This window comes from Pantoea sp. Ap-870 (assembly GCF_011752515.1).
GTDB classification, from domain to species: domain Bacteria; phylum Pseudomonadota; class Gammaproteobacteria; order Enterobacterales; family Enterobacteriaceae; genus Pantoea; species Pantoea dispersa.
Genome location: NZ_VWXG01000003.1, coordinates 282,572 through 307,896 on the forward strand (window position 1 = coordinate 282,572; position 25,325 = coordinate 307,896).

Genomic DNA, 25,325 nt, shown 5'->3' on the forward strand with positions numbered 1-25,325 from the left:
TTGAGGTGCGGGCTTCTTTCTTTTGTTTTTCCTGTATGCGTCAGCCCGCACCGTTACCTGTGGTAATGGTGGTGGTAATAATAATGGTGGTGTTCAGGCTGTGGTTACGCATTGAGATTTTTTCTGTCTGTCTTTGTCTTGTCCGTCTGCCTTCCAGAAGTAAAGCAAAGCGCACGTTAAGTCAACGAATTTGTCTTTGCACCCGAATGGTGCTGCTGCGCAGTGCTGCGCCGCAGACGCCGAAACGGATTGCGATCGTTCAGACAGCGTCACAGACGCCCGATCACTCACTGTCCGGAGCCGGTTTTCCCGAGCAATTATCTATAAGTTTTTTTTCTACGTCGTGCAGCAAACGGTGCAGCATGGCGCTGTCGCGCTGCTCCAGCAGACCGATGCGCTGATCGATCCAGTCCGCCAGCTTGGCATCATTGCTGACTTCCAGCGTCACCAGCAGCTGATGAAAGCGCTGGCGCAGCGCCTGCAGCTGCTGCGCGTTAGCCGCCTCAACCGGCGCGGCTGCCACCTGATGCAGCGCCGACAGCTGATAGCAGTACACCATCACCGCCTGGCCGAGATTCAGCGAAGGATAGTCCTGCGCCATCGGAATGCCGGTCAGCAGATCGACCTGTTCCAGCTCCTCATTAGTCAGCCCGCTGTCTTCACGGCCAAACACCAGCGCGATGCGGTTCAGCCACTGACGCTTCTCCTGCAGGATGGTTTCGACCTGCGCCGGCGTGGCGTAATAGCGAAACTTCGCCCGGCTGCGGGCGGTAGTGGCCACGGAAAAATCGACATCCGCCAGCGCGGCGCTCAGCGTGTCATAGGTTTTCACGTGGTCAAGAATCTCACCGGCGCCGTGGGCCACACGCCGCGCGGCCGGATCCTGCCAGGCGTCACTGGCGACAATACGCAACTCGCTAAATCCCATGGTTTTCATGGCGCGGGCGGCCGCGCCGATATTCTCCGGGCGAGCGGGTGAGACAAGGATCAGGGGGAAATGCATGATTTTTCCATCGAACGGTTAATAACCCGACCTATGTTGGCATGCAGGCGACAAAATACCAACCGCACGGGCCTGAGAAAATAAGATGTTAAGGATGTTAAAACAGGGCAAAAATGCCGGGCAGGCGTAATTATGCGTAGTAAGCAAAATTTATGCGCTAAACCCATATTAAAACATTATTTTTCATACAATTGAAAAGTTATTACCTGCAGGCTTTACTTTTGCGCTGATGCAGCTGAAATGTAGCGAAAATGCTGCTTTTTGTGAGCTAAGCTGGCATTCCAGTAGAAGTTTTTCATAAAAGTGTTAACGTGCTACACTTGCATTTGATATAAGTCAACGAAGCGTTGTTTTTATGCTTATCGGTTGTTGTTGGTGCTGTTAGGTTGCTGTTAATACGGTTAGGATAAGCGCCAGTCCGATACCCACGGGGCACGCAAATATTCATCCTGACTGGCTGAGCTAACACTGAAGTTGACGTAGATGGATGGTGTATTCCGAAGATCATTTCGTACACCGGTTGCGAACGGCCCACTGTTCAGTGGAACAGTTATGGCAACCGCCGTACGCCCTGTTTTCGATTTGTTGGCAAATTTTAGGTAGCGAAACATGCAGACCCCGCACATTCTTATCGTTGAAGACGAACTGGTCACGCGTAACACCCTCAAAAGTATTTTTGAGGCCGAAGGTTACGTGGTCTATGAAGCCACCGACGGCGCCGAGATGCATCAGGTTTTGACCGATAACGACGTCAATCTGGTGATTATGGATATCAACCTGCCAGGCAAAAACGGTTTACTGCTGGCACGTGAACTGCGCGAACAGGCTAACGTCGCCCTGATGTTCCTCACTGGCCGTGATAATGAAGTGGATAAAATCCTCGGTCTGGAGATCGGTGCCGACGACTACATCACCAAGCCATTTAATCCACGTGAGCTGACGATTCGTGCGCGCAACCTGCTGTCGCGTACCATGAATCTGGCGATGCCGAGCGAAGAGCGCCGTCAGGTCGAGAGCTATCGCTTCAACGGCTGGGAACTGGATATTAACAGCCGCTCGCTGATCAGCCCGAACGGCGATCAGTACAAGCTGCCGCGCAGTGAGTTCCGCGCCATGCTGCACTTCTGTGAAAACCCCGGCAAAATCCAGACGCGTGCTGACCTGCTGAAGAAGATGACCGGTCGCGAGCTGAAGCCGCATGACCGCACGGTGGATGTCACCATTCGCCGCATCCGCAAACACTTTGAGTCTACGCCGGATACGCCGGAAATCATCGCCACTATCCACGGCGAAGGCTACCGCTTCTGCGGCGAGCTGCAGGATTAAGCGTCCGTCGCGAAACAAAAAAACGCCCGTCAGGGCGTTTTTTTATCGGCTCAGTGCCACGGCATAATCGGCACCGCGCTCAGCGCATTTTTCGGTGAGCCATCAACTACTTTATCCGAATAGCTCAGGTACACCAGCGCATGACGTTTCTGGTCAAAGAAGCGCACCACCTGCAGCTTTTTAAACACCAGCGAAGTGCGTTTGCGGAACACCACTTCACCCTGCGCCTTGCCCTGCGCGATTTTATCGCTAAGCTCTATCGGTCCCACCTGCTGACAGGAGATGGCCGCGTCGGAAGTATCTTCCGCCAGACCCAGTCCGCCCTTAATACCGCCGGTTTTTGCCCGGCTGATATAACAGGTTACATTTTTAACGTCGGGGTCATCGAAGGCTTCCACCACGATCTTATGATCGGGGCCAAACATCTTGAATACGGTGTCAACGGAGCCGATCTCCTCGGCCAGCACGCTCTGACTCAACATAAATGTTGCCAGCGTGACTATAAGATTGCGAGCTATTGTCATTGAGTTACCATTGCAAACGGAATAGATGTGAATGTAATGTACTGTTAATCGAACCGAGAACCAAACCTAACGGGTTTCAACCCGCATTGATGTAGCACAGTTAACTGGCAAACCACCCCCGCGCCGTTGTGCAATTCGTGCTACTATTCGGTGACTTCATCGTTGCGCCACCAGAGAGTTATGAGGATGTTTTATGGACCAAGCCGGTATCATTCGCGATTTGCTTGTCTGGCTGGAAAGCCATCTGGATCAACCCCTTTCGCTCGATAACGTTGCGCTAAAAGCGGGCTATTCCAAGTGGCACCTGCAGCGAATGTTCAAGGAAGTTACTGGCCACGCCATCGGCGCGTATATCCGCGCCCGCCGGCTGTCCAAGGCCGCCGTCGCGCTGCGTCTCACCAGCCGGCCGATCCTCGACATTGCGCTCCAGTATCGCTTCGATTCGCAGCAAACCTTTACCCGCGCGTTTAAAAAGCAGTTCAATCAGACACCTGCGTGGTATCGCCGCTCGTCGGAGTGGAATTCGTACGGCATTCGCCCGCCGATTCGCCTCGATGATTACCCGATGCCGCAAGCGCAGTTCGTCACGCTGCCGGAAACGGTGCTGGTGGGGCAAACGCAAAGCTATACCTGTACGCTGGAGCAGATCTCCAGCTACCGCGACGAGATGCGCATCCACTTCTGGAAGCAGTTCCTGCTGGAGACTGATACCGTGCCGCCGGTGCTGTACGGCCTGCATCAGGTACGCGCCAGCCATGAGAAGGATGATGAGCAGGAGATTCTGTACACCACGGCGGTGCCGGCCGACCAGCAGGCGCTGAGCATGCAGTCAAACCAGAGCGTGATTCTGGAAGCCGGGGATTATGTGCAGTTCAGCTATCAGGGACCGCGCACTGCGCTGCAGGAGTTTATTCTGCTGCTGTACGGCACCTGTATGCCGACCCTCGGCCTGGTGCGCCGTCAGGGCCAGGATATTGAGCGCTTCTATACGCACGGTGGCAAGAAGCGCAGCGAGCCGCCAATGGAGATTCGCTGCGAATATCTGATTCCGATTCGTCCGCAGCAGTAACGGGCGTTGTCGATGGTCGCCATGAATGGCGACCCTACAGAAGCATCACCGTTTGTCGCCGATGCGCATTGCCCATGCTCCCGTAGGGTGCGCATTCATGCGCACCGATATGCGATCATTTATACGCACCGATTCAACCGCAGCAACAACCCCTACCGTTTGTCGCCGATGCGTATTGCCCGTGCACCCCGTAGGGTGCGCATTCATGCGCACCGATACGCGGCCATTCTGCGCCGTGCGCTACCGCGCTTAACGCTGCAGCTCATCCAGCGCCGGGGCATCCAGATGCGACACATCACCGGCCGTCTCCACCACCCAGCCGGCGGCGAGCCAGGCGCTTTGCTGATGATCGACGCGCGAAATCGAGCAGTTACGCAGACGCAAACGGCGCTCCGCATGGGCCGGCAGCCCGAGAATAGTACTCACCAGCACGCCCAGCGCCATGCCGTGGCTCACCAGCAGCGGACGGCTACCCGCCGGCAGATCGAGACAGGCGTTGAGCGCGGCATGCATGCGCGTCGCCATCTCTTCCATCGACTCGCCGCCCGGAATCCGGCCGCCTTCGGTGCCATCCACCAGCGCTTTACGCCAGCTCTCCTCTTCCGCCGTCAGGCCGTCGAGCGGACGCTGCTCCAGACAGCCCATATTGAGCTCGCGCAGGCGGGCATCGAGCGTCACCTTACAACCGCAGGCATCAGCAATAATCTCCGCGGTGCGCCGGGTACGTCCTAAATCGCTGGCAATCACGTGAGTAATGCCCAGCGATTTCACGCGCTCGCCCACCTGATGCGCCTGCTGCTCACCTTTATCCGTCAGCGGACTGTCGGACTGCCCCTGAATGCGTCGGGCCGCATTCCAAACCGTTTCACCGTGACGAACAAGATAGACCTGTAACATGCTTAATTTCCGTTATACTGCGACAAATTTGTCTTGAGGGTTCAGGTAATTATGTACCATGTTGTCGCAGCCACCATCAATCCGGCAAAAATCCGCGCAATTGCTCAGGCGTTCAACGACGTTTTCGGCGAAGGATCCTGCCATATTGAAGGGGTCGAGGTCGAGAGCGGCGTCGCCGCGCAGCCCTTAAGCGATGCCGAAACGCGAACTGGCGCACGCCAGCGCGTGGCGAACGCGCGTCATGTGCGGCCACAGGCGGATTACTGGGTGGCGATTGAAGCCGGCATCGAAGGCGACTGCGCCTTTGCCTGGATGGTGGTGGAGAATGCGCAGCAGCGCGGTGAATCCCGCTCTGCCAGCTTTACGCTGCCGCCGGTGGTGATGGCCGGTCTGGCTGCCGGGCATGAGCTCGGTGACGAAATGGCGCGCTTAACCGGCGTGGAGAATATCAAACACAAGGGCGGTGCGATTGGCGCCTTCACCCACGGTCTGCTGAGCCGCTCCAGTGTCTATCATCAGGCCCTGATTCTGGCGCTCTGTCCATTCACTCACCCGCTGTATCAGCAGTAATCAGCTGCGCCCGAGGCGCGCTTCCAGCCAGCGTTTCAGCTCGGGCGGCGCCTCTTTCAGACTATTGGATCCGCGGGTGATGGTGGCAATCCCGACGCCCAATTCGTTTTTCAGCTCGCGCTGACTGATATCACCGTTGATCAACGCTTCGATAATGCGCAGGCGCGTGCCTAAGGCTTCGCGCTCATCCGGCGTCATCATCAGCTGCAGCAAGGGCAGCGCTACGTCATCGGAAAACGCGTTGTGCATCAGGTCGATGAAACGCAGCCAGTTGTCTTCAACCGGCTGCGGGGAGAGGGGTTGGCTCATGAAGGCTTCCGTACTCATTAACGAGTACGGAAGCATAACACAGTCAGTAACGGCGATTCCACTCGCCGTCGGCGAGAATCTTATCCGGCTTGCCCATGAAGTAGCGGTAATAGGCATCGTAGGCCAGCACGTTTTTCACGTAGCCGCGGGTTTCCGAGAAGGGAATGGTTTCGATAAACGCCACCGCATCCAGTTTGCCGCCGCTGGTATTCAGCCAGCTGCGCACCCGCCCCGGGCCGGCATTATAGGCGGCAGAAGAGAAGATGCGGTTCTGACCAAACTGCTGATAGACATACTCCAGATACTGCGTACCAATCTGAATATTGGTCTGCGGATCGAGCAGCTGGCTGCTGTTAACGTAACCCGGAATGTTATACATCTTCACGGTATGGCTGGCGGTGCCCGGCATCACCTGCATCAGGCCACTGGCACCAACCGGTGAGCGCGCTTTCGGGTTCCACGCGCTCTCCTGACGGGAAATCGCCATGGCGTAGCTTGGCGTGATGCCTTTATCGCTGGTGTATTGCTGATACAGATTGCGCCACGCCAGCGGGAAACGCTCTTTCAGGCTATCCCACATTTTCGCGGTGATGGTAGCCTGCACGCTAAGATCCCACCAGTCCTGCTCGTTGGCGTAGCGCGCCAGCATCTGCTGCTGGGTACGGGTTTTGCTGCTGATCAGGTTGGCCCACTCGCTGCGCGCCAGGTTATCCAGTCCCCAGTACATCAGCTCGCGCACGCGCGCCATCTCCGGCCCCTGCACCACGCTATTGTCCGCCGCCGGCGCCTGATCCACCTGCAGCGGATACTCTACGCCCAGCCGCTGCGCCGCCACCATCGGATAGAAACCGCGCTGCTGCATCAGCTTACGCAGAATCTCTTCCGCTTCCTCTTTGCGCCCCTGCGCCATCAGTAAATCGGCCTGCCAGTACTGCCACTCATCTTTCTCTTTGGCTTCCACCGGCAGACGGGCAATCCAGGTGTTCAGGCCGCGACGGTCGTTTTCACTCAGCGCCAGCCGCACGCGCCGCTCAATCAGCGCGGTGGATTCGCTGTTCATCACCACCGCATCGCGCCAGCGCGCCTGCTCCGAGGTGAGATCGGCACCCATCATGCGCCACACCACCGTCTCTTTCAGATCCTGCTCTTCCGCCGGGCTCATCTTCTGCGCCTGAACCAGCTGCGGGATCATCATGCGCGCGTTGTCCATATCCTGACGCGCCACGCGGGCAAAGGCGTAGCTGGTGGCCATGCGGGTAAAGTCGGTCGGGCCGAGGGTGCTGGCAAAGGTGGTGACGGTCTGGGGATTCTGCTGCAGCGCAATCAGCGCGCTGGCGGTGGTTTGATAATCCGCCGGCAGCATTTTCGCCAGATAATTAACCAGGCTGTCGTTGCCGGCTTTCATCGCCAGGCGGATGCGTTCGAGGATAGTGATCGGCGACAGCTGCCCTGAAGCCTGCCACACCGAGAACAGCTTATCGCAGTCGTTCGGTAACGCGGTCCCGCGCAGCCAGATGGCTTTGGCCCCGTCAAACGCCGCCTGCTGCTGGCCGGTCGCCCATTTAGCGTAGTACCAGTTACAGCGCGCCTGCACCGGCTTCGGCTCATCCGGGCTGAAGCTGAGCACGCCCGGCCAGTCCTGGCGGTGCGCCAGCACGTTAACAAAGCGCGTCTGCAGCGAACGCGCCGGCGGCAGCGTCGGATACTGCTGAATAAAGTTTTTCACCGCCAGCCCGGTCTCCTGATCGAGATCCTGCGCCAGCAGGCGGTACTGCAGGTACGGATAGAGCGGATAATCCTGCAGCGTTGGCATCAGCTGCTCAACCTGGTCCATCTGTTTGTTGTCCCAGGCCTGTTTGATCTGCGCATAGCGCTGTCGTTGCTGATCCAGCGAATCGGCCCACACGCTGCCGGCCGTGCTGACCAGACAGATCCCTATCATCCAGTTACGCCACTTCTCCACTCCGCTCTCCTCATTGCTGCGCTCCAGCTTATGCCGGACTCCCTTCATGCTAACCAGGCCAACCGGCTCTTGCCACGTTCTTCACAAAATTTACCCAGGCGCACCGTGATTGTTCAGCGCCTGCGCCGCAATTGTGCAAATAATCATCACAAAAACTTATTACCCATCAAATAGCTATGCGTTTTCATTCAGTTACAACTCTGGCACGTGCTTTGCTCTGTTGAATGCCATCTTGTATACCAGCTGGAATTCACTCATGGCATCGACCTTCGGTTTTACGCTTCAGGATTGGCAACGTTGCGCACAGCAGGATGCACAGCAGATCCCTGCACTGCTGGCCGCACATCTCGACGCACTCGATAACCAGGATAATGCCTGGCTGTACCTCGCTTCGCCGGCCCAGCTACTGGCGCAGGTTGAACCGCTGCTGGCGGCGTATCAGCGCAATTCGGCCGCGCTGCCGCTGTTTGGCGTGCCGTTTGCCGTCAAAGACAACATCGACGTGGCAGGCTGGCCGACCACCGCCGCCTGCCCGGCGCTGACGTATCAGGCCGCAGCCGATGCCTTCGTGGTGGCCAGGCTGAAAGCGGCAGGCGCTATCGTCATCGGTAAAACCAACCTCGATCAGTACGCGACCGGTCTGGTTGGCACCCGCTCGCCGTATGGCGCGGTGAGCAACACCTTTAACCCGGCCTACGTCAGCGGCGGTTCCAGCTCCGGCTCCGCGTCCGTGCTGGCGCGCGGCCTGGTCGGCTTCTCGCTCGGCACCGATACCGCCGGCTCCGGCCGCGTGCCGGCAGGTTTTAACAATATCGTCGGGCTGAAGCCGACCAAAGGCTGGTTCTCGGCCAGCGGCGTGGTACCGGCCTGCCGTCTCAATGACACCATCTCGGTGTTCGCCCTGACGGTTGCCGATGCCTTTAGCGTCGCCAGCATCGCGGGCGGCTACGACGCCGATGATGCCTACGCGCGCCAGTCGCCACGCAGCGCACCGGCCAGTTTCCAGCCGCAGCCCTCGCTGGCGATCCCTGCCGCGCCGCAGTTTTACGGTGACCAGCAGGCGGAAGCGGCGTGGCTCAGCGCGCTGGAGCAGCTCACGGCGAGCGGTGCGACGCTGCACCCTATCGACTTCGCCCCTTTCCATCAGCTGGCAGAGCAGCTCTATTACGGCCCGTGGGTCGCCGAGCGCACCGTGGCGGTCGGCGAGATGCTCGACCGCCCGGAAGAGATGGATCCGGTGGTGTACGGCATCGTCAGCAGCGGCCGCCAGTACAGCGCCGTCGAGGCGTATCAGGCCGAATACCTGCGTGCCGAACTGACGCGCCAGATCCAGCAGACGCTGGCCCGGTTCGATGCGCTGGTAGTGCCGACCTCGCCCACCATTCATACGCTGGAAGAAATGCAGCAGGAGCCGGTGCACTACAACTCGCAGTTCGGCACCTATACCAACTTCACGAACCTGGCCGACCTCAGCGCGCTGGCGCTGCCTGGCCCGTTCCGCGCCGATGGGCTGCCCGCGGGCATCACGCTGATCGCCCCGGCGTGGCACGACCGCGCGCTGGCGACGTTTGGCCTGCGCTGGCAGCAGCAGCTGGCGCTGCCGCTCGGGGCCACCGGCAAAGCGCTGCCGCCGCAGCCCGCCGCGCTGCCGCCGTCGCCTGACCACGTGCGCGTGGCGGTGGTCGGTGCCCATCTCACCGGCATGCCGCTGAATTTCCAGCTCACCACGCGTCAGGCGGTGTGGGTCGAAGAGACGCAAACCGCCAGCCACTATCGCCTGTTCGCCCTGCTTGATGGCCCGATCAAAAAGCCCGGCCTGCTGCGCGGCGACAGCGGTGCCGCCATCACCGTCGAACTGTGGGACATCCCGCTGGCGCGCTTTGGCGAATTCGTCGCGGAAATCCCGGCGCCGCTCGGCATCGGTTCGCTGACGCTGGCGGATGGACGCATCGTGAAAGGCTTTATCTGCGAACCGGCAGCGCTGACGCAGGCGCTGGAAATCACTGAATTCGGCGGCTGGCGCAACTGGCTGACGTCACAGGGGAATCACTAATCATGTTCAGCACCGTTCTGATTGCTAACCGTGGCGAAATCGCCTGTCGTGCCATCCGCACCCTGAAGCGCCTCGGCGTAACCAGCGTGGCGGTCTATTCGGATGCCGACCGCAACGCGCGTCACGTTACCGAAGCCGATGTGGCCATCGCCCTTGGCGGTGACAAAGCCAGCGACAGCTATCTGCGCATCGACAAAATTCTGGCCGCCGCGCAGCAAAGTGGCGCGCAGGCCATCTGGCCCGGCTACGGTTTTCTCTCCGAGAGCCTGCCGTTTGCCGCCGCCTGCGAAGAGGCCGGCATCGCGTTTGTCGGCCCGACCGCACAGCAGATCGGCGAATTCGGTCTCAAGCATCGCGCCCGTGAACTGGCGGCCAGCGCCGGCGTGCCGATGACGCCGGGCACGCCGCTGCTCAGTTCGCTGCAGGACGCACTCAGCGCGGCGGAAGACATTGGCTATCCGGTGATGCTGAAAAGCACCGCTGGCGGTGGCGGCATCGGTCTGACCCGCTGTGCCGACGCCACGGCCCTGGAGAACGCGTGGGAGAGCGTGCGCCGTCTGGGCGAGCAGTTTTTCAGCGATGCCGGCGTGTTTCTTGAACGCTGCATCGATCGTGCGCGTCATGTGGAAGTGCAGATTTTTGGCGACGGCAAGGGCAAGGTGATTGCGCTGGGCGAACGCGACTGTTCGCTGCAGCGCCGCAATCAGAAGGTGGTGGAAGAGACGCCGGCCCCTAATCTGCCGCAGGCCACGCGTGAAGCGCTGCTGGCTTCAGCGGTGCGGCTGGGCGAGCTGGTTAATTACCGCAGCGCCGGCACCGTGGAGTATATCTATGACGCCGCGCAGGACGCGTTTTATTTCCTCGAAGTGAACACCCGCCTGCAGATGGAGCATCCGGTGACCGAGTGCGTCACCGGCCTTGACCTGGTGGAGTGCATGCTGCAGGTGGCGGCGGACGATGCCATCGACTGGGATCGTCTGCAGCAGGCACCGCACGGCGCATCAATTGAGGTGCGGCTGTACGCCGAAGATCCGCTGAAAAACTTCCAGCCGAGCCCGGGCGTGTTAACCCACGTCAGCTTCCCGCCGGCGGTGCGCGTCGACGGCTGGATCGAGACCGGCAGCGAAGTGACGGCGTTTTACGATCCGATGGTGGCCAAACTGATCGTGCATGGCGAAACGCGCGACGCCGCGCTGGCGAAGCTGCAGCAGGCGCTCGACGCTACCCAACTGCACGGCATCGCCACCAATCTCGATTATCTGCGTCAGATCGTGGCGACCGACGCCTTCCGCAGCGGCAACGTCTGGACGCGCTTCCTTGACGGCTTTACGCCGGCGGCCAGCGTCATCGAAGTGCTGCAGCCGGGCACGTTCAGCAGCATTCAGGACTTTCCCGGCCGCCTGGGCTACTGGGACATCGGCGTGCCGCCGTCCGGCCCGATGGATGACTTCGCCTTCCGCCTGGCCAACCGTATCGTCGGCAACCACGCCAGCGCCGCCGGACTGGAGTTCACCCTGCAGGGCCCGACGCTGCGTTTCCACAGCGATGCGCTGATTGCGCTGACCGGTGCCGACTGTCCGGCCGATCTCGACGGCAGCGCGGTCAACTACTGGCAGCCGGTGGCGGTGAAAGCCGGACAAACCCTGACGCTGGGCCGCGCGCAGAGCGGCTGTCGCACCTATTTAGCGGTGCGTAATGGTTTCGATGTGCCGGAGTATCTTGGTAGCCGCGCCACCTTCTCGCTGGGCCAGTTTGGCGGCCACGCCGGACGCACGCTGCGCGTCGCCGACATGCTGCCGATCTCCCAGCCGGCGCTCGCCGCCTGCACCACGCCAGCCCCGGTCAGCGAACCTGAAGCGCTGGATCGCGCGCTGGTGCCGCACTACGGCAGCGAATGGCGCATTGGCGTGCTGTACGGCCCGCACGGCGCACCGGATTTCTTCACCCAGGCCGCCATCGATGAGTTCTTTGCCAGCGACTGGCAGGTGCATTACAACTCCAACCGGCTGGGCGTCCGTCTGGTCGGGCCTAAACCCAGCTGGACGCGCGCTAACGGCGGTGAAGCCGGGCTGCATCCATCAAACGTACACGACTGCGAATACGCCATCGGCGCGGTGAACTTTACCGGTGACTTCCCGGTGATCCTGACGCACGACGGCCCGAGCCTTGGTGGCTTCGTCTGCCCGGTCACCATCGCCAAAGCCGAGCTGTGGAAAGTCGGCCAGGTCAAACCGGGCGATCGCATCCGCTTCCACCCGATCAGCGCCGACGAAGCGGTCGCGCTGGAGAAAGCCCAGGCGCACAGCGTAACCACGCTGCGCAGCCAGCACGCACCGGCCTTCGCGGTGCCTTCGCTGGCGGCGAGCGACATCGGTTCTGCCACCCTGTTAGCGGCGCTGCCGGCGACCGCCACCACGCCTGCGGCGGTCTACCGCCAGGCGGGCGACAAATATGTGCTGATTGAGTACGGCGATAACGTGCTGGATCTGGCGCTGCGCCTGCGCGTACACCTGCTGATGCAGGCGCTGCGCCAGCGCGCAGAGCCCGGTATCGAAGAGCTGTCGCCCGGCGTGCGCTCGCTGCAGGTGCGCTATGACAGCCTGGTGATCGGTCAGCAGCAGCTGATGACGCTGCTGCTGGAGCTGGAAGCCGGGCTGGGCGACGTCAGCGCGCTGAAAGTGCCGTCGCGCATCGTCTGGCTGCCGATGGCGTTTGAAGACAGCGCCACGCTCGGCGCGGTGGAGCGTTACAAAGAGACGGTTCGCGCCAGCGCGCCGTGGCTGCCGAATAACGTTGACTTCATTCAGCGCATCAATGGACTGGCGAGCCGCGAAGCGGTACGCGACACCCTGTTTGCCGCCAGCTATCTGATTCTCGGTCTCGGCGATGTCTATCTCGGCGCGCCGTGCGCGGTGCCGATCGATCCGCGCCATCGCCTGCTGAGTTCCAAATACAGCCCGGCGCGCACCTTTACCGCCGAAGGCACGGTGGGCATTGGCGGCATGTACATGTGCATCTACGGCATGGATTCACCGGGCGGCTATCAGCTGGTGGGGCGCACGCTGCCCATCTGGAACAAGTTCCTGCAAAACGATCAGTTTGCCGCCGGTGAACCCTGGCTGCTGCGCTTCTTTGACCAGGTGCGTTTCTATCCGGTGAGCGAAGCGGAACTGACGCAGCTGCGCGACGATTTCCGCGCCGGTCGCGCCCGCATTCGCATCGAGCAGAGCGAGTTTGATTTTGCGGCCCATCAGCAGTTCCTCGCCGACAACGCGCCAGAAATCAGCGCCTTCCGTGAACGTCAGGCCGCAGCGTTTGAGCAGGAAGTCACGCTGTGGGCGCAGGAAGAGCAGGAAGCGCCGCTCACCAGTGAAGAGACGCTGGTGGTGGCCGATGCAGAGGACGATGCGCTGGCGGTGTGCGCTGACATGAACGGCAACATCTGGAAAGTGCTGGTTGCGCCGGGCGATACGGTGCAGGCCGGTCAGACGCTGATCATCGTTGAAGCGATGAAGATGGAGCTGGCGATTGTCGCGCCGCAGGCCGGCACGGTGAAACGCATTGCCTGCCAGGCGGGCCGTCCGGTAAGTCCGGGCGATACCCTGCTGTGGCTGGCTTAAGGAGCAGGTATGAACAGTAGCGCGCCCCGCAACAAAGGCCGTCCCGAAGCGCTGGCCGAAAAGGTTTATCAGGCGCTGAAGCAGGACATCTTTGAATTCCGTCTGATGCCGGGTGACCGCTTCAGCGAAAACGAAATTGCCGAGCGGCTGGCGGTGAGCCGCACGCCGGTGCGTCAGGCACTGTTCTGGCTGGAGCGCGAAGGCTATGTCGAGGTGTGGTTTCGCAGCGGCTGGCAGGTACGGCCGTTTGATTTCGCCTACTTCGAGGAGCTGTACGACTTCCGCACCGTGCTGGAACGCGAAGCGGTGCGCCGCCTGTGCGCGCTGCCGCCGCTGGCCTGCGCGGAAACCCTGACCGCGCTGAAAACCTTCTGGATCGACGATGCCCGGCTGGAAGACGGTAAAGCGGTATCGGCGCACGACGAAGCCTTTCACATGGCGCTGGTGGCCGCGGCAGGCAATCAGGAGATGGCGCGCATCCACGCCGAGCTGACAGAAAAAATCCGCATCATTCGCCGTCTCGACTTCACGCGGGATGACCGGGTCGATGCCACGTACCGCGAGCACGCTCAGATCTTACGGGCGATTTTTCAGCAACACACCGAGGAGGCACAGCGCATTTTAACCGACCACATTGCCGTCAGTAAGGCCGAGGTCAGGAAGATTACGTTGCATATGTTACAGCAGGCTCGGCTTCAACCCATTGAATAACAACAGATAACACAGTTAGGGGTTTAAATGATGAAACGACGTTCGTTGCTTAAAGCTTTCGCGCTCTCCGCTACCGTTGCCAGCATGGGCTTCGCCTTTACCGCACAGGCGGCAGACACCATTAAAGTCGGCATTATGCATTCGCTGTCCGGCACCATGGCGATTTCCGAAACGCCGCTGAAAGATGTGGCGCTGATGACCATCGATGAGATTAACGCCAAAGGCGGCGTGCTGGGCAAGAAGCTGGAACCGGTGGTGGTCGATCCGGCCTCTAACTGGCCGCTGTTCGCCGAAAAAGCGCGCCAGCTGCTGACTCAGGACAAAGTGGCGGTGGTGTTTGGCTGCTGGACGTCGGTCTCGCGCAAATCGGTGCTGCCGGTGTTTGAAGAGCTGAACGGCCTGCTGTTCTATCCGGTGCAGTACGAAGGCGAAGAGATGTCGCCGAACGTGTTCTACACCGGCGCCGCGCCGAACCAGCAGGCGATCCCGGCGGTGCAATATCTGATGAGCGAAGATGGCGGCAGCGCCAAACGCTTCTTCCTGCTCGGCACCGACTATGTCTATCCGCGCACCACCAACAAGATTCTGCGCGCCTTCCTGCATAGCAAAGGCGTGCAGGATAAGGATATCGAAGAGGTTTACACGCCGTTTGGTTACAGCGATTACCAGACCATCGTGTCCAATATCAAGAAATTCTCCGCCGGTGGCAAAACCGCGGTGATCTCCACCATCAACGGTGATTCCAACGTACCGTTCTACAAAGAGCTGGCGAACCAGGGCATTAAAGCAACCGACATTCCGGTAATTGCCTTCTCGGTGGGGGAAGAAGAGCTGCGCGGCATCGACACCAAACCGCTGGTCGGTCAGCTGGCGGCGTGGAACTACTTTGAGTCAGTGGATAACCCGACTAATGCGAAGTTCGTGGCCGACTACCGCGCTTACGCCAAAGCGCACAACCTGCCGAACGCCAGCACCGTAGTGACCAACGATCCGATGGAAGCCACCTACGTTGGTCTGCACATGTGGGCGCAGGCGGTAGAGAAAGCCGGCACCACCGATGTGGACAAAGTGCGCGCCGCGATGGCCGGACAGACGTTTAAAGCGCCGGACGGATTTACGCTGACCATGGACAAAACCAACCACCATCTGCACAAGCCGGTGATGATTGGTGAAGTGGAGGAGAACGGCCAGTTCAACGTGGTGTGGCAGACCGAACAGCCGGTACGCGCCCAGCCGTGGAGCCCGTATATCGCCGGGAATGATAAGAAGCCGGACTACCCGGTGAAGTCGGCGCAATAAGGGGAGGCTGATGGTCCTCGCCCTATGGCCCGCTGGCCCTCACCCTAACCCTCTCCCGCTGGCGGGAGAGGGAACCGATCGAGCCAGCACGCCGCTACCGAACTCACCTGTAGCAGCGTCTCCCTCTCCCTCCGGGAGAGGGCCGGGGTGAGGGCCAGACAACGCCCTAACCCTGATGAGGGCCACACCGCACCCAACCTAACCATAACAGGATGATCACCATGACACTCCGCCGTATTCTTAGCTGCCTGCTATTACTGCTGCCGTGGCTGGCGCAGGCCGGTGATGGCGCTGACTTCGCCGCCGCCAGCCGCACGCAGCAGGCGACATTGCTGCAGCAGTGGGCTGCGGCGCCGCAGGCCAGCCGCTTGCCGCTGCTGCAGGCGCTGCGCAATGAAAGCGTGGTTATCGACCAGAACAAACAGCCGTTCAGCAAGCAGGCTGACCAGTTTCTGCCGCTCGACAGCGCCCGGCAGCCGGACGGCGAAACCAAAAAACTCTTCATGAACAACCGGCTGCGCGTGCTGATTGCCAGCGCCCTCGCCGCCCACCAGCTGGTGAGTGACGATGCGGCGACTCGCCTGCGCGCGGCGCAACAGTTACAAAACGATGCCGCACCTGACCAGCTGCCGCTGATTGAACAGCGCCTCGCCGCCGAACAGGACAGCAAGGTGCACGCGGTGCTGGCGATGGCCGCCGCGAATCTGCAGCTCGCCAGCCCGGACGCCGCGCTGCGCCTGAAAGCGGTCACGCTGCTCGGAGAATCGGGCGATCCGGCGATGCAGGCCAGCCTGACGCGTTTAACCCAGGCCAGCAACGAACCCGATGCGCAGGTGCGCGCCGCTGCGGCCGCCAGCCTGCAGCACATCAAACAGCGCCTGATGTGGGGCGACTGGCTCGGCCAGGCGTTTACCGGCCTGTCGCTCGGCTCCATTCTGCTGCTGGCCGCGCTTGGCCTGGCGATCACTTACGGCCTGCTGGGCGTAATCAACATGGCGCACGGCGAGATGCTGATGCTCGGCGCCTACGCCACCTGGCTGGTGCAGAATCTGTTCCAGCAGTTTGCGCCGCAGTGGCTGGCGTGGTACCCGCTGCTGGCGCTGCCGGTGGCCTTCGCCGTCACCGCCGTAATGGGCATGCTGCTGGAACGCACCATTATCCGCCACTTATACGGTCGTCCGCTGGAGACGCTGCTCGCCACCTGGGGCATCAGCCTGATGCTGATTCAGCTGGTGCGCATGCTGTTTGGCGCGCAGAACCTCGAAGTGGCCAACCCGGGCTGGCTGTCCGGCGGCTGGCAGCTGCTGCCGAATCTGGTGCTGCCGTATAACCGCATCGCGGTAATCCTGTTTGTCATCGCGGTGCTGGCGCTCACCTGGCTGCTGCTGAATAAAACCCGGCTGGGGCTGAATGTGCGGGCGGTCACGCAGAACCGCGCTATGGCCGACTGCTGCGGCGTGCCGACCGGGCGCATCGATATGCTGGCGTTTGGCCTCGGTTCCGGCATTGCCGGACTCGGCGGCGTCGCGCTGTCGCAGCTGGGCAACGTCGGACCGGAACTGGGTCAGGGCTACATCATCGACTCATTCCTCGTGGTGGTGCTCGGTGGCGTCGGTCAGCTGGCCGGCACCGTGGTGGCGGCTTTTGGTCTCGGCATCCTTAACAAAGTGCTGGAGCCGCAGATTGGCGCGGTGCTCGGCAAAATCCTGATCCTCGTGCTGATTGTACTGTTCATCCAGAAACGTCCCCAGGGTCTGTTTGCCGTTAAAGGGAGGGTGATTGACTGATGAGCCAGCCACTGACCTTACGCGCGGTGCGCAAAGCGCCGCGCCTCAGCCTGATTCTCGGCGTCATCGTGACCGCGCTGCTGCTGGTGCTGCCGTTCTGCGCCCTGCTGCCCGCCAGCCATCCGCTGGCGATCTCCACCTATACGCTGACGCTGGTGGGCAAAATCCTCTGCTATGCGATTGTCGCGGTGGCGCTGGATCTGGTGTGGGGCTACGCCGGGCTGCTGTCGCTCGGCCACGGACTGTTTTTTGCCCTCGGCGGCTATGCCATGGGCATGTACCTGATGCGCCAGGCTGCAGGCAGCGGTTTGCCGGCGTTTATGTCGTTTCTGTCGTGGAATGAGCTGCCGTGGTTCTGGGCCGGCAGCCAGCACTTTCTCTGGGCGCTGTGCCTGATTGTACTGGTGCCGGGCCTGCTGGCGCTGCTGTTTGGGTTCTTCGCCTTTCGCTCCAGAATCAAAGGCGTCTACTTTTCCATCATGACGCAGGCGCTGACTTACGCCGGCATGCTGCTGTTTTTCCGCAACGAAACCGGCTTTGGTGGCAACAACGGCTTTACCGGTTTTACTACCCTGCTCGGTTTCAGCGTCACCGCCACCGGCACGCGTATCGCACTGTTTATCGCGACCGTGCTGTTGCTGCTGTTCAGCCTGGCGCTGGGCTTTGCCCTGGCGCGCAGTAAGTTTGGTCGCGTGCTGACGGCGGTGCGTGATGCAGAAAACCGTCTGATGTTTATTGGTTACGATCCGAAGGGCTTCAAGCTGTTCGTCTGGACGCTCTCTGCCGTGCTGTGCGGGCTGGCCGGCGCGCTGTACGTGCCGCAGGTCGGCATCATCAACCCGAGTGAAATGTCGCCGACCAACTCGATTGAAGCGGCGATTTGGGTGGCGCTCGGCGGACGCGGCACGCTGATTGGCCCGCTGCTGGGTGCGGCCATCGTCAACGGTGCCAAAAGCTGGTTCACCGTCGCCTTCCCGGAATACTGGCTGTTTTTCCTGGGCCTGATGTTCATCCTGGTCACGCTGTTCCTGCCGCGTGGCGTAATTGGCCTGCTGCGCCGGAGGCGTCATGACTGAGCAACTGTTTACCCAACCGCACCAGGCGGATCGCCATCGTCAGCAAACCGATCCGGTGCTGCTGCTGGAGAACATCAACGTCTCGTTTGACGGCTTCCGCGCGCTGACCGATCTGTCATTGCAGATTGGCGTCGGCGAGTTGCGCTGCGTGATCGGCCCGAACGGCGCGGGAAAAACCACGCTGATGGACGTGATCACCGGCAAAACCCGGCCGGACAGCGGCCAGGTGATCTACGACCAGGATACCGATCTGCGCCAGCTGTCGCCGGTCGAAATCGCCCGCGCCGGCATTGGCCGCAAGTTTCAGAAACCCACGGTGTTTGAAGCGCTGACGGTGTTTGAAAACCTCGAGATCGCGCTGAAAAACGATAAATCGGTGTGGGCCAGCCTGCGCGCCCGGCTTAGCGGTGAGCAGCGCGATCGCATCGACGAGGTACTGAAACTGCTGCGGCTCGGCGGCGAACGCCAGCGGCAGGCGGGTCTGCTGTCGCACGGGCAGAAGCAGTTTCTCGAAATCGGCATGCTGCTGGTGCAGGAGCCGCACCTGCTGCTGCTGGACGAACCGGCAGCTGGCATGACCGATGCCGAAACCGACTACACCGCCGAGCTGTTCCGCAGCCTGGCGGGCAAACACTCGCTGATGGTGGTGGAACATGACATGGGCTTTGTGGAAACCATTGCCGACCACGTGACGGTGCTGCATCAGGGCCAGGTGCTGGCTGAGGGATCGCTGCGCGAGGTACAGGCGGACGATCGGGTTATCGACGTATATCTGGGGCGCTGAGATGTTACAGGTAGCAGAACTGCATCAATTTTACGGCGGCAGCCATATCCTGCGCGGTCTGTCGTTTGAGGCTCGCCCGGGCGAGATCACCTGCCTGCTGGGGCGCAACGGCGTGGGCAAAACCACGCTGCTGAAGTGTCTGATGGGGCTGACTCCGGTCAAATCCGGCGAGGTTCGCTGGCAGAACCAGCTGATTAACACGCGCAAGCCACACCAGCGCGTGCAGGCCGGTATCGCTTATGTGCCACAGGGGCGCGAAATTTTTCCGCGTCTGACGGTGGAAGAGAACCTGCTGATGGGGCTGGCGCGCTTCTCCGGCGCCCAGGCCAGCCGGGTACCGGAAGAGATCTACCAGCTGTTTCCGGTGCTGCGCGAGATGAAAACGCGGCGCGGTGGCGATCTGTCAGGCGGCCAGCAGCAGCAACTGGCGATCGGCCGGGCGCTGGCCTGCCAGCCGCAGCTGTTGATCCTCGATGAGCCGACCGAAGGGATCCAGCCATCGGTGATCAAAGAGATCGGTGCGGTGATTCGCCAGCTGGCGCAGCGCGGTGACATGGCGATCCTGCTGGTCGAGCAGTTTTACGATTTCGCCGCCGAACTGGCCGACAGCTATCTGGTGATGTCGCGCGGCGAAATTGTGCAGCGCGGCGCGGGTGCGAATATGGAGAGCGAGGGCGTGCGCGGGCTGGTGGCGATTTAGCCGCGCGGCGGGCGGACAGGCAGAAGACAGGTTGTTAATCTGCAAGAAAAAACTTATGTTTACCCTCCACCCGGCCATTCCGGCCGCAGCGAAGGTTGAGCGAACTGTTACTGATGGAAACCCGCCGCGACGAACGAATCAATAAGCTGGCGCAGGCGCTGAAACACAGCGACACCCTGCACTTAAAACAGGCCGCGCAACTGCTGGGCGTGTCAGAAATGACCATCCGCCGCGATTTAACCGGCGCGACGCAGGGCGTGGTGCTGCTGGGTGGCTATGTCATGCGCGACCCGCGGCAGAACGTGGCGCACTATTTTGTCAGCGACCAGCAAAACCTCAACGTCAGCAAGAAACGTCTGCTGGCACAGCGGGCTGCCGCGCTGGTACAGGCCAACGACACGGTGTTTTTCGACTGCGGCACCACGTTGCCGCTGGTGATAGAAGCGATCGATAACGATCTGCCCTTCACCGCCATCTGCAGCGCGATCAATACCTTTCTGGCGTTAAAAGAGAAGCCGCACTGTCGGGTGATTCTGTGCGGCGGCGAATTCCACGCCGATAACGCCGTGTTTACCCCGCTCGAGCAGGTCACGGTGCTGGATGCGCTCTGCCCCAATAAAGCCTTTATCTCTGCCGCCGGCATGGACGCCGCGCAGGGCGCCACCTGTTATAACCTCAACGAACTGCCCATCAAGCATCTGGCGCTGCAGCGGGCGCAGACCAAAATCGTGGTCGGCGACAGCAGCAAGTACGGCAAGGTACTGCCGGCGCGCATTGGCGACTTCTCGCTGTTTGATATGCTGGTCAGCGACAGCCCGCCTCCGCCCGCGCTGCTCGCCGTGCTGCAGGCGGCCAGGCTCACCCTGCACTGCGGCTAGCATTATTCCGCCGCTGCGGAAGATTGCGCGCAATGCGGCTGTGATTGCCGGGTGAAAACGGCTAAACTTCAGCATCTGACGTTCCACCCATTACAGACCAAGAGGCTCATCACAACGTGGCTCAATTCGTCTATAGCATGCATCGCGTCGGCAAAGTGGTTCCGCCGAAGCGTCACATTCTGAAGAATATCTCCCTTAGCTTTTTCCCTGGCGCCAAAATTGGCGTACTCGGCCTGAACGGCGCGGGTAAATCGACCCTGCTGCGCATCATGGCCGGCATCGATAAAGATATCGAAGGGGAAGCGCGCCCGCAGCCGGGCATCAAAGTCGGCTATCTGCCGCAGGAACCTCAGCTGAACCCGGAACACACCGTGCGTGAGTCGGTGGAAGAAGCCGTCGCGGAAGTGGTTGGCGCGCTGAAGCGTCTCGACGAAGTGTACGCGCTGTACGCCGATCCGGATGCCGACTTTGACAAGCTGGCCGCTGAGCAGGGCCGTCTGGAAGAAGTGATCCAGGCACACGACGGACACAACCTGGAAACCCAGCTGAACCGCGCTGCCGATGCCATGCGTCTGCCGGAGTGGGATGCCAAAATCGCGAACCTGTCCGGTGGTGAACGCCGCCGCGTCGCGCTGTGCCGTCTGCTGCTGGAAAAGCCAGACATGCTGCTGCTCGACGAACCGACCAACCACCTGGATGCCGAATCCGTCGCGTGGCTGGAGCGTTTCCTGCACGACTTCGAAGGCACCGTGGTAGCCATCACCCATGACCGTTACTTCCTCGATAACGTTGCCGGCTGGATCCTGGAGCTGGACCGTGGTGAAGGCATTCCATGGGAAGGCAACTACTCTTCATGGCTGGAGCAGAAAGATCAGCGTCTGGCACAGGAGGCTTCTCAGGAAGCGGCGCGTCGTAAATCGATCGAGAAAGAGCTGGAGTGGGTGCGCCAGGGCGCGAAAGGCCGTCAGTCTAAGGGCAAAGCCCGTCTGGCGCGCTTTGAAGAGCTCAACAACACCGATTATCAGAAACGTAACGAGACCAACGAACTGTTCATTCCACCTGGCGCGCGCCTCGGCGACAAAGTGCTGGAAGTGAAGAACCTGAGCAAAGCGTATGGCGATCGCGTGCTGATTGACGATCTGTCGTTCTCGCTGCCGAAAGGCGCCATCGTCGGTATCATCGGTCCTAACGGCGCCGGTAAATCGACGCTGTTCCGCATGATGTCAGGCCAGGAGCAGCCGGATTCCGGCAGCATTGAGCTGGGCGAAACCGTGAAGCTGGCGTCGGTCGATCAGTTCCGCGATGCGATGGATAATTCAAAAACCGTGTGGGAAGAAGTTTCTGGCGGTCAGGACATTATGCGCATCGGCAACACCGAAATGCCGAGCCGCGCTTACGTCGGCCGCTTCAACTTCAAGGGTACCGATCAGGGCAAACGCGTCGGCGAACTGTCCGGCGGTGAGCGTGGTCGTCTGCACCTGGCGAAACTGCTGCAGGTGGGCGGCAACCTGCTGCTGCTTGATGAGCCAACCAACGACCTGGATATCGAAACCCTGCGCGCACTGGAAAACGCCCTGCTGGAGTTCCCGGGCTGCGCGATGGTGATCTCGCACGACCGCTGGTTCCTCGACCGTATCGCCACCCACATCATCGACTATCAGGATGAAGGTAAGGTGGAGTTCTTCGAAGGTAACTTTACCGAGTACGAAGAGTACAAGAAACGCACCCTCGGCGCCGAAGCGCTGGAGCCGAAGCGAATCAAGTACAAGCGCATGGCGAAGTAATCGCTGTGATAACAAAAAGGCGCCGCGGCGCCTTTTTTGTTGTGCTGCGCTAGCTGCCCAGCATCTGCTTCACCAGCTCGACGCAGCGCAGGAAGCGTGTGTCGTAGTCATCCTCTTTGACGTGCACATATTCAATGTGATTTTCACGCAGCATGGTGACCAGCATCGACTGGAACTCGCGGCGATCCATCGAACTGCCGAGGCTGCGCAGGCCGTCGGCCACCCACGGCACGTTATTTTCCAGCAGAATCACCAGGTCAAAGCGGTACTCATCGATCAGCGCCTGCACGAACGGGTGCTCGCGCCCTTCATACTTAAGGCAGAACGCCTGGGTAGTGATGAAGTCAGTGTCGATAAACGCCACCTTGTTGGCGTATTTGACGGCGAAATCGATGTACTGCGCCTGGCCGAGCGCGATTTTGTCGTAGTCGGAGTATTGCAGCGCCATCTCGTCGCCGCCGAGGTGCGAAAAGACATAATCGCGGCCATACTCCCACGCGCTGGTGGTGTTAAAGATGTTGGCCAGCTTGTTAACCAGCGTCGATTTACCGCTCGATTCACCGCCGAGCACCGCCACGGTGCGCACGAAGAACGGCTTCACTTCAGTCGGGATGTACTCCCAGTAGCGGAACGGATCCTGACGAATCTGGCTGCCGCTGATGTTCATAAACGATCGATGCGGATCGATCACCACCGCCGGAATACCCAGATGCTGCTGATACATCGGCGCATCCGGTTCTTCGCTGGTATAGACGCAGTCGGGCTCAATGCCCTGCTCCGCCAGGAAGGTTTTCACGCCGGCGCTCCACACGTCCCAGCCGTGCGGATAGGGCTCGATGCCCTCTTCGTTGAACGAATGGATACGGATATTTTTCTGGTACTTGAAGGTCTGCAGCAGCCAGCGCAGACGATCGCTGATGGTGGGCTGCTGCGACATGGCGCTGTTCTCAAACAGCTGACGATCGCGCGGATCGTCATGGCCCATGATGATGTGCAGCTCATCGACCTGGCTACAGGCGCGCTGGATCAGGTAGATGTGGCCAGTGTGCAGCGGATAGAACTTACCGAACACCACGCCCACGGTTTTGTCGCGACGCGGGAATTCCAGTCCGAGAAAACGGTGCAGCGCTTCCAGCTTCTGCGCGCTCGGGCTTTTGATTTTGGCATTCAGCAACTGGCTCAGATAGCCTTTGGTCATCCCGCTGGCATCAGCCACCTGCTGCAATGTGTGTCCCTGCTGGCGAATCGCGGTTTTCAGATAGTCAAACGATGACATGTGGTGCCTCCTGCATGGAATTAGAGGGATGGTGCGCGCGGGCCCTCACCCCGGCCCTCTCCCGCCCGCGGGAGAGGGGGAAAATCCTGAACAGAGCGATAAATGGCAGATTAACGCCGTACTTTCCGCCTCTCCGATCGGTTCCCTCTCCCGCCAGCGGGAGAGGGGGAAAATCCTGAACAGAGCGGTTAACAACAGATTGGTACCGTACTTCCCGCCCCTGCGAACGGTTCCCTCTCCCGTAAGCGGGAGAGGGTTAGGGTGAGGGAAAAGGTGGAGCACAAGCCAAACCCCCTCCCCAACAACCCACCTTACAGCTCGTCCAGAATCGCCAGCGCGTCCGCCAGCTTCTTCGCGCTATACACCTTCATACCGTCAATCGCCTTCTTCGGCGCATTCCCTGCCGGCACAATGGCGCGCTTAAAGCCGTGCTTGGCCGCTTCGGAAATGCGCTCCTGGCCGCTCGGCACCGGACGAATCTCCCCGGCCAGCCCGACTTCGCCAAAAATCACCAGATCCTGCGGCAGCGGGCGATCGCGCAGGCTCGACACCATCGCCAGCAGCAGCGCCAGGTCTGCACTGGTCTCGGTGACTTTGACGCCGCCGACCACGTTCACAAACACATCCTGATCGGCCATCTGCAAGCCGCCGTGCCGGTGCAGCACCGCCAGCAGAATCGCCAGACGGTTCTGCTCCAGCCCAACCGCCACGCGGCGCGGATTGCCCATCATCGAATGGTCCACCAGCGCCTGAATCTCAACCAGCAGCGGGCGAGTGCCCTCCCAGACCACCATCACCGAACTGCCGGAGGTGATCTCATCGCCGCGTGACAAAAAGATAGCAGACGGGTTACTGACTTCGCGCATGCCCTGCTCGGTCATGGCAAAGACGCCCAGCTCATTCACCGCACCAAAGCGGTTTTTGTGGCTGCGCAGCGTGCGGAAGCGCGAATCGGCATCGCCGTCCAGCAGCACCGAACAGTCGATGCAGTGCTCCAGCACCTTCGGCCCGGCCAGCGAGCCATCTTTGGTGACGTGACCGACCATGATGATCGCCACGCCGCGCGTTTTGGCGAAGCGCGTCAGGTAAGCGGCGGTTTCCCGCACCTGCGCCACGCTGCCCGGCGATGACTGGATCTCCGCCATGTGCATCACCTGGATCGAGTCGATCACCATCAGCTTCGGCTGCTCCTGCTCGGCGATCAGGCAGATCTGCTCAATGCTGGTTTCCGACAGCATATTGAGGTTTTCCGTCGGCAATCCCAGACGATGGGCGCGCATCGCCACCTGCTGCAGCGACTCTTCGCCAGTGACGTAGAGGGTTTTCATCCCTTCCGCCAGCTTACACATCACCTGCAACAGCAGGGTTGATTTACCGGCACCAGGGTTACCGCCAATCAGTATCGCGCTGCCCGGCACCACGCCACCGCCCAGCACGCGGTCAAACTCTTTAAAACTGGTCGAGAAACGCGGCAGCGCTTCCAGACTGATCTCCGACAGCTTCTGCACCCGGCTGGTGCCGGCGCTACCGGCATAGCCGCTCAGGCGCTCATTGCGCGCGGCCGCGGGCGAGGCGGCAATGCGCACCTCGGTAATGGTGTTCCAGGCGTGACAGGCGCTGCATTGCCCCTGCCAGCGCGGATAGTCAGCGCCGCATTCGTTACAGACGAAGGCGCGTTTTGCCGCTTTGGCCAAAT

Annotated in this window: 21 protein-coding genes and 1 other annotated feature (1 of these 22 cut by a window edge); of the genes, 13 read left to right on the forward strand and 8 right to left on the reverse strand. The window is 60.7% G+C overall.

Annotation, left to right across the window (positions count from 1 at the left end):
- Positions 1–105, reverse strand: a sequence feature (Thr leader region); it reaches 19 nt to the left of the window's first position.
- The gene (gene thrL, locus F3J41_RS23300) at positions 41–112 is read right to left on the reverse strand and encodes a thr operon leader peptide (protein WP_128601299.1); all 72 of its coding nucleotides are present in this window, start codon (positions 110–112) and stop codon (positions 41–43) included. It overlaps the preceding feature by 65 nt.
- A 171-nt stretch (positions 113–283) precedes the next feature.
- Positions 284–1,003 (reverse strand): tRNA/rRNA methyltransferase, encoded by a 720-nt coding sequence (locus tag F3J41_RS10420; RefSeq protein ID WP_031279901.1) that lies wholly within the window; start codon positions 1,001–1,003, stop codon positions 284–286.
- A 609-nt stretch (positions 1,004–1,612) separates the two neighbouring features.
- On the opposite strand from F3J41_RS10420, the gene arcA reads away from it, so the two are divergent.
- Positions 1,613–2,329 carry a two-component system response regulator ArcA gene (arcA, locus tag F3J41_RS10425; protein ID WP_021508652.1) on the forward strand — a complete coding sequence of 239 codons (717 nt, stop codon included), beginning with the start codon at positions 1,613–1,615 and terminating at the stop codon, positions 2,327–2,329.
- A gap of 50 nt (positions 2,330–2,379) precedes the next feature.
- Here arcA and creA read toward each other — a convergent pair whose 3' ends face one another.
- On the reverse strand, positions 2,380–2,853 hold the full coding sequence (gene creA / locus F3J41_RS10430; RefSeq protein ID WP_022548913.1) for a protein CreA: 474 nt from the start codon (positions 2,851–2,853) through the stop codon (positions 2,380–2,382).
- A gap of 193 nt (positions 2,854–3,046) precedes the next feature.
- Here creA and robA point away from each other — a divergent pair, with 193 nt between their 5' ends.
- On the forward strand, positions 3,047–3,922 hold the full coding sequence (robA, locus tag F3J41_RS10435; RefSeq protein ID WP_021508651.1) for an MDR efflux pump AcrAB transcriptional activator RobA: 876 nt from the start codon (positions 3,047–3,049) through the stop codon (positions 3,920–3,922).
- 249 nt (positions 3,923–4,171) lie between these two features.
- On the opposite strand, the gene gpmB is transcribed toward robA, so the two are convergent.
- On the reverse strand, positions 4,172–4,819 hold the full coding sequence (gpmB, locus tag F3J41_RS10440) for a 2,3-diphosphoglycerate-dependent phosphoglycerate mutase GpmB (RefSeq protein WP_058781605.1): 648 nt from the start codon (positions 4,817–4,819) through the stop codon (positions 4,172–4,174).
- 51 nt (positions 4,820–4,870) lie between these two features.
- Here gpmB and yjjX point away from each other — a divergent pair, with 51 nt between their 5' ends.
- A complete protein-coding gene (yjjX, locus tag F3J41_RS10445) occupies positions 4,871–5,389 on the forward strand; it encodes an inosine/xanthosine triphosphatase (RefSeq protein WP_021508686.1) in 519 nt (172 codons plus the stop codon).
- Here yjjX and trpR read toward each other — a convergent pair whose 3' ends face one another.
- Together trpR and sltY are read right to left on the reverse strand one after the other, a co-directional pair.
- Complete coding sequence (gene trpR / locus F3J41_RS10450; protein ID WP_021508685.1) at positions 5,390–5,698, reverse strand: trp operon repressor; 309 nt, start codon at positions 5,696–5,698, stop codon at positions 5,390–5,392.
- A 43-nt stretch (positions 5,699–5,741) separates the two neighbouring features.
- Positions 5,742–7,661, reverse strand: a complete 1,920-nt coding sequence (sltY, locus tag F3J41_RS10455) for a murein transglycosylase (protein WP_058757134.1) — start codon at positions 7,659–7,661, stop codon at positions 5,742–5,744.
- A gap of 256 nt (positions 7,662–7,917) precedes the next feature.
- Between sltY and atzF the strand changes: the two genes are divergently transcribed.
- The 10 genes from atzF to ettA all read left to right on the forward strand — a co-directional run bounded on the left by atzF (position 7,918) and on the right by ettA (position 22,353).
- Entirely contained in the window at positions 7,918–9,714 is a 1,797-nt protein-coding gene (atzF, locus tag F3J41_RS10460) for an allophanate hydrolase (protein ID WP_166711017.1), read from the forward strand.
- 2 nt (positions 9,715–9,716) lie between these two features.
- Positions 9,717–13,334, forward strand: coding sequence for an urea carboxylase (gene uca / locus F3J41_RS10465; RefSeq protein ID WP_166711019.1), 3,618 nt, complete (start codon positions 9,717–9,719; stop codon positions 13,332–13,334).
- Positions 13,335–13,343: 9 nt separating this feature from the next.
- Complete coding sequence (locus F3J41_RS10470; protein ID WP_166711021.1) at positions 13,344–14,045, forward strand: GntR family transcriptional regulator; 702 nt, start codon at positions 13,344–13,346, stop codon at positions 14,043–14,045.
- A 30-nt stretch (positions 14,046–14,075) separates the two neighbouring features.
- On the forward strand, positions 14,076–15,344 hold the full coding sequence (gene urtA, locus F3J41_RS10475) for an urea ABC transporter substrate-binding protein (protein WP_031279577.1): 1,269 nt from the start codon (positions 14,076–14,078) through the stop codon (positions 15,342–15,344).
- 221 nt (positions 15,345–15,565) lie between these two features.
- A complete protein-coding gene (urtB, locus tag F3J41_RS10480) occupies positions 15,566–17,131 on the forward strand; it encodes an urea ABC transporter permease subunit UrtB (RefSeq protein ID WP_166711023.1) in 1,566 nt (521 codons plus the stop codon).
- Positions 17,131–18,207: an urea ABC transporter permease subunit UrtC gene (gene urtC, locus F3J41_RS10485; RefSeq protein WP_058757138.1), complete on the forward strand. Its 1,077-nt coding sequence runs from the start codon at positions 17,131–17,133 to the stop codon at positions 18,205–18,207. Before urtB ends, urtC begins: the two co-directional genes overlap by 1 nt.
- Positions 18,200–18,991: an urea ABC transporter ATP-binding protein UrtD gene (gene urtD / locus F3J41_RS10490; RefSeq protein WP_166711025.1), complete on the forward strand. Its 792-nt coding sequence runs from the start codon at positions 18,200–18,202 to the stop codon at positions 18,989–18,991. The genes urtC and urtD overlap by 8 nt, the downstream gene beginning before the upstream one ends.
- A 1-nt stretch (position 18,992) precedes the next feature.
- Positions 18,993–19,691: an urea ABC transporter ATP-binding subunit UrtE gene (urtE, locus tag F3J41_RS10495; RefSeq protein ID WP_166711027.1), complete on the forward strand. Its 699-nt coding sequence runs from the start codon at positions 18,993–18,995 to the stop codon at positions 19,689–19,691.
- Between the two features lie 113 nt (positions 19,692–19,804).
- Entirely contained in the window at positions 19,805–20,569 is a 765-nt protein-coding gene (deoR, locus tag F3J41_RS10500; protein ID WP_058757230.1) for a DNA-binding transcriptional repressor DeoR, read from the forward strand.
- 116 nt (positions 20,570–20,685) lie between these two features.
- Positions 20,686–22,353: an energy-dependent translational throttle protein EttA gene (ettA, locus tag F3J41_RS10505; protein ID WP_071813584.1), complete on the forward strand. Its 1,668-nt coding sequence runs from the start codon at positions 20,686–20,688 to the stop codon at positions 22,351–22,353.
- Positions 22,354–22,402: 49 nt separating this feature from the next.
- Here the strand turns inward: ettA and nadR are convergent, their stop codons facing one another.
- Both nadR and radA read right to left on the reverse strand, forming a co-directional pair.
- Entirely contained in the window at positions 22,403–23,629 is a 1,227-nt protein-coding gene (nadR, locus tag F3J41_RS10510) for a multifunctional transcriptional regulator/nicotinamide-nucleotide adenylyltransferase/ribosylnicotinamide kinase NadR (RefSeq protein ID WP_010618490.1), read from the reverse strand.
- A 311-nt stretch (positions 23,630–23,940) separates the two neighbouring features.
- The gene (gene radA / locus F3J41_RS10515) at positions 23,941–25,323 is read right to left on the reverse strand and encodes a DNA repair protein RadA (RefSeq protein ID WP_021506810.1); all 1,383 of its coding nucleotides are present in this window, start codon (positions 25,321–25,323) and stop codon (positions 23,941–23,943) included.
- Positions 25,324–25,325: the final 2 nt, after the last annotated feature.

Bases quoted from the DNA above. Each gene is read 5' to 3' on its own strand.
- robA (WP_021508651.1), top strand. From the start codon at position 3,047: ATGGACCAAGCCGGTATCATTCGCGATTTGCTTGTCTGGCTGGAAAGC.
- trpR (WP_021508685.1), bottom strand. From the start codon at position 5,698: ATGAGCCAACCCCTCTCCCCGCAGCCGGTTGAAGACAACTGGCTGCGT.
- deoR (WP_058757230.1), top strand. From the start codon at position 19,805: ATGGAAACCCGCCGCGACGAACGAATCAATAAGCTGGCGCAGGCGCTG.
- arcA (WP_021508652.1), top strand. From the start codon at position 1,613: ATGCAGACCCCGCACATTCTTATCGTTGAAGACGAACTGGTCACGCGT.
- creA (WP_022548913.1), bottom strand. From the start codon at position 2,853: ATGACAATAGCTCGCAATCTTATAGTCACGCTGGCAACATTTATGTTG.
- uca (WP_166711019.1), top strand. From the start codon at position 9,717: ATGTTCAGCACCGTTCTGATTGCTAACCGTGGCGAAATCGCCTGTCGT.
- urtE (WP_166711027.1), top strand. From the start codon at position 18,993: ATGTTACAGGTAGCAGAACTGCATCAATTTTACGGCGGCAGCCATATC.
- urtC (WP_058757138.1), top strand. From the start codon at position 17,131: ATGAGCCAGCCACTGACCTTACGCGCGGTGCGCAAAGCGCCGCGCCTC.
- F3J41_RS10420 (WP_031279901.1), bottom strand. From the start codon at position 1,003: ATGCATTTCCCCCTGATCCTTGTCTCACCCGCTCGCCCGGAGAATATC.
- atzF (WP_166711017.1), top strand. From the start codon at position 7,918: ATGGCATCGACCTTCGGTTTTACGCTTCAGGATTGGCAACGTTGCGCA.
- nadR (WP_010618490.1), bottom strand. From the start codon at position 23,629: ATGTCATCGTTTGACTATCTGAAAACCGCGATTCGCCAGCAGGGACAC.
- yjjX (WP_021508686.1), top strand. From the start codon at position 4,871: ATGTACCATGTTGTCGCAGCCACCATCAATCCGGCAAAAATCCGCGCA.
- F3J41_RS10470 (WP_166711021.1), top strand. From the start codon at position 13,344: ATGAACAGTAGCGCGCCCCGCAACAAAGGCCGTCCCGAAGCGCTGGCC.
- urtB (WP_166711023.1), top strand. From the start codon at position 15,566: ATGACACTCCGCCGTATTCTTAGCTGCCTGCTATTACTGCTGCCGTGG.
- gpmB (WP_058781605.1), bottom strand. From the start codon at position 4,819: ATGTTACAGGTCTATCTTGTTCGTCACGGTGAAACGGTTTGGAATGCG.
- urtD (WP_166711025.1), top strand. From the start codon at position 18,200: ATGACTGAGCAACTGTTTACCCAACCGCACCAGGCGGATCGCCATCGT.
- urtA (WP_031279577.1), top strand. From the start codon at position 14,076: ATGAAACGACGTTCGTTGCTTAAAGCTTTCGCGCTCTCCGCTACCGTT.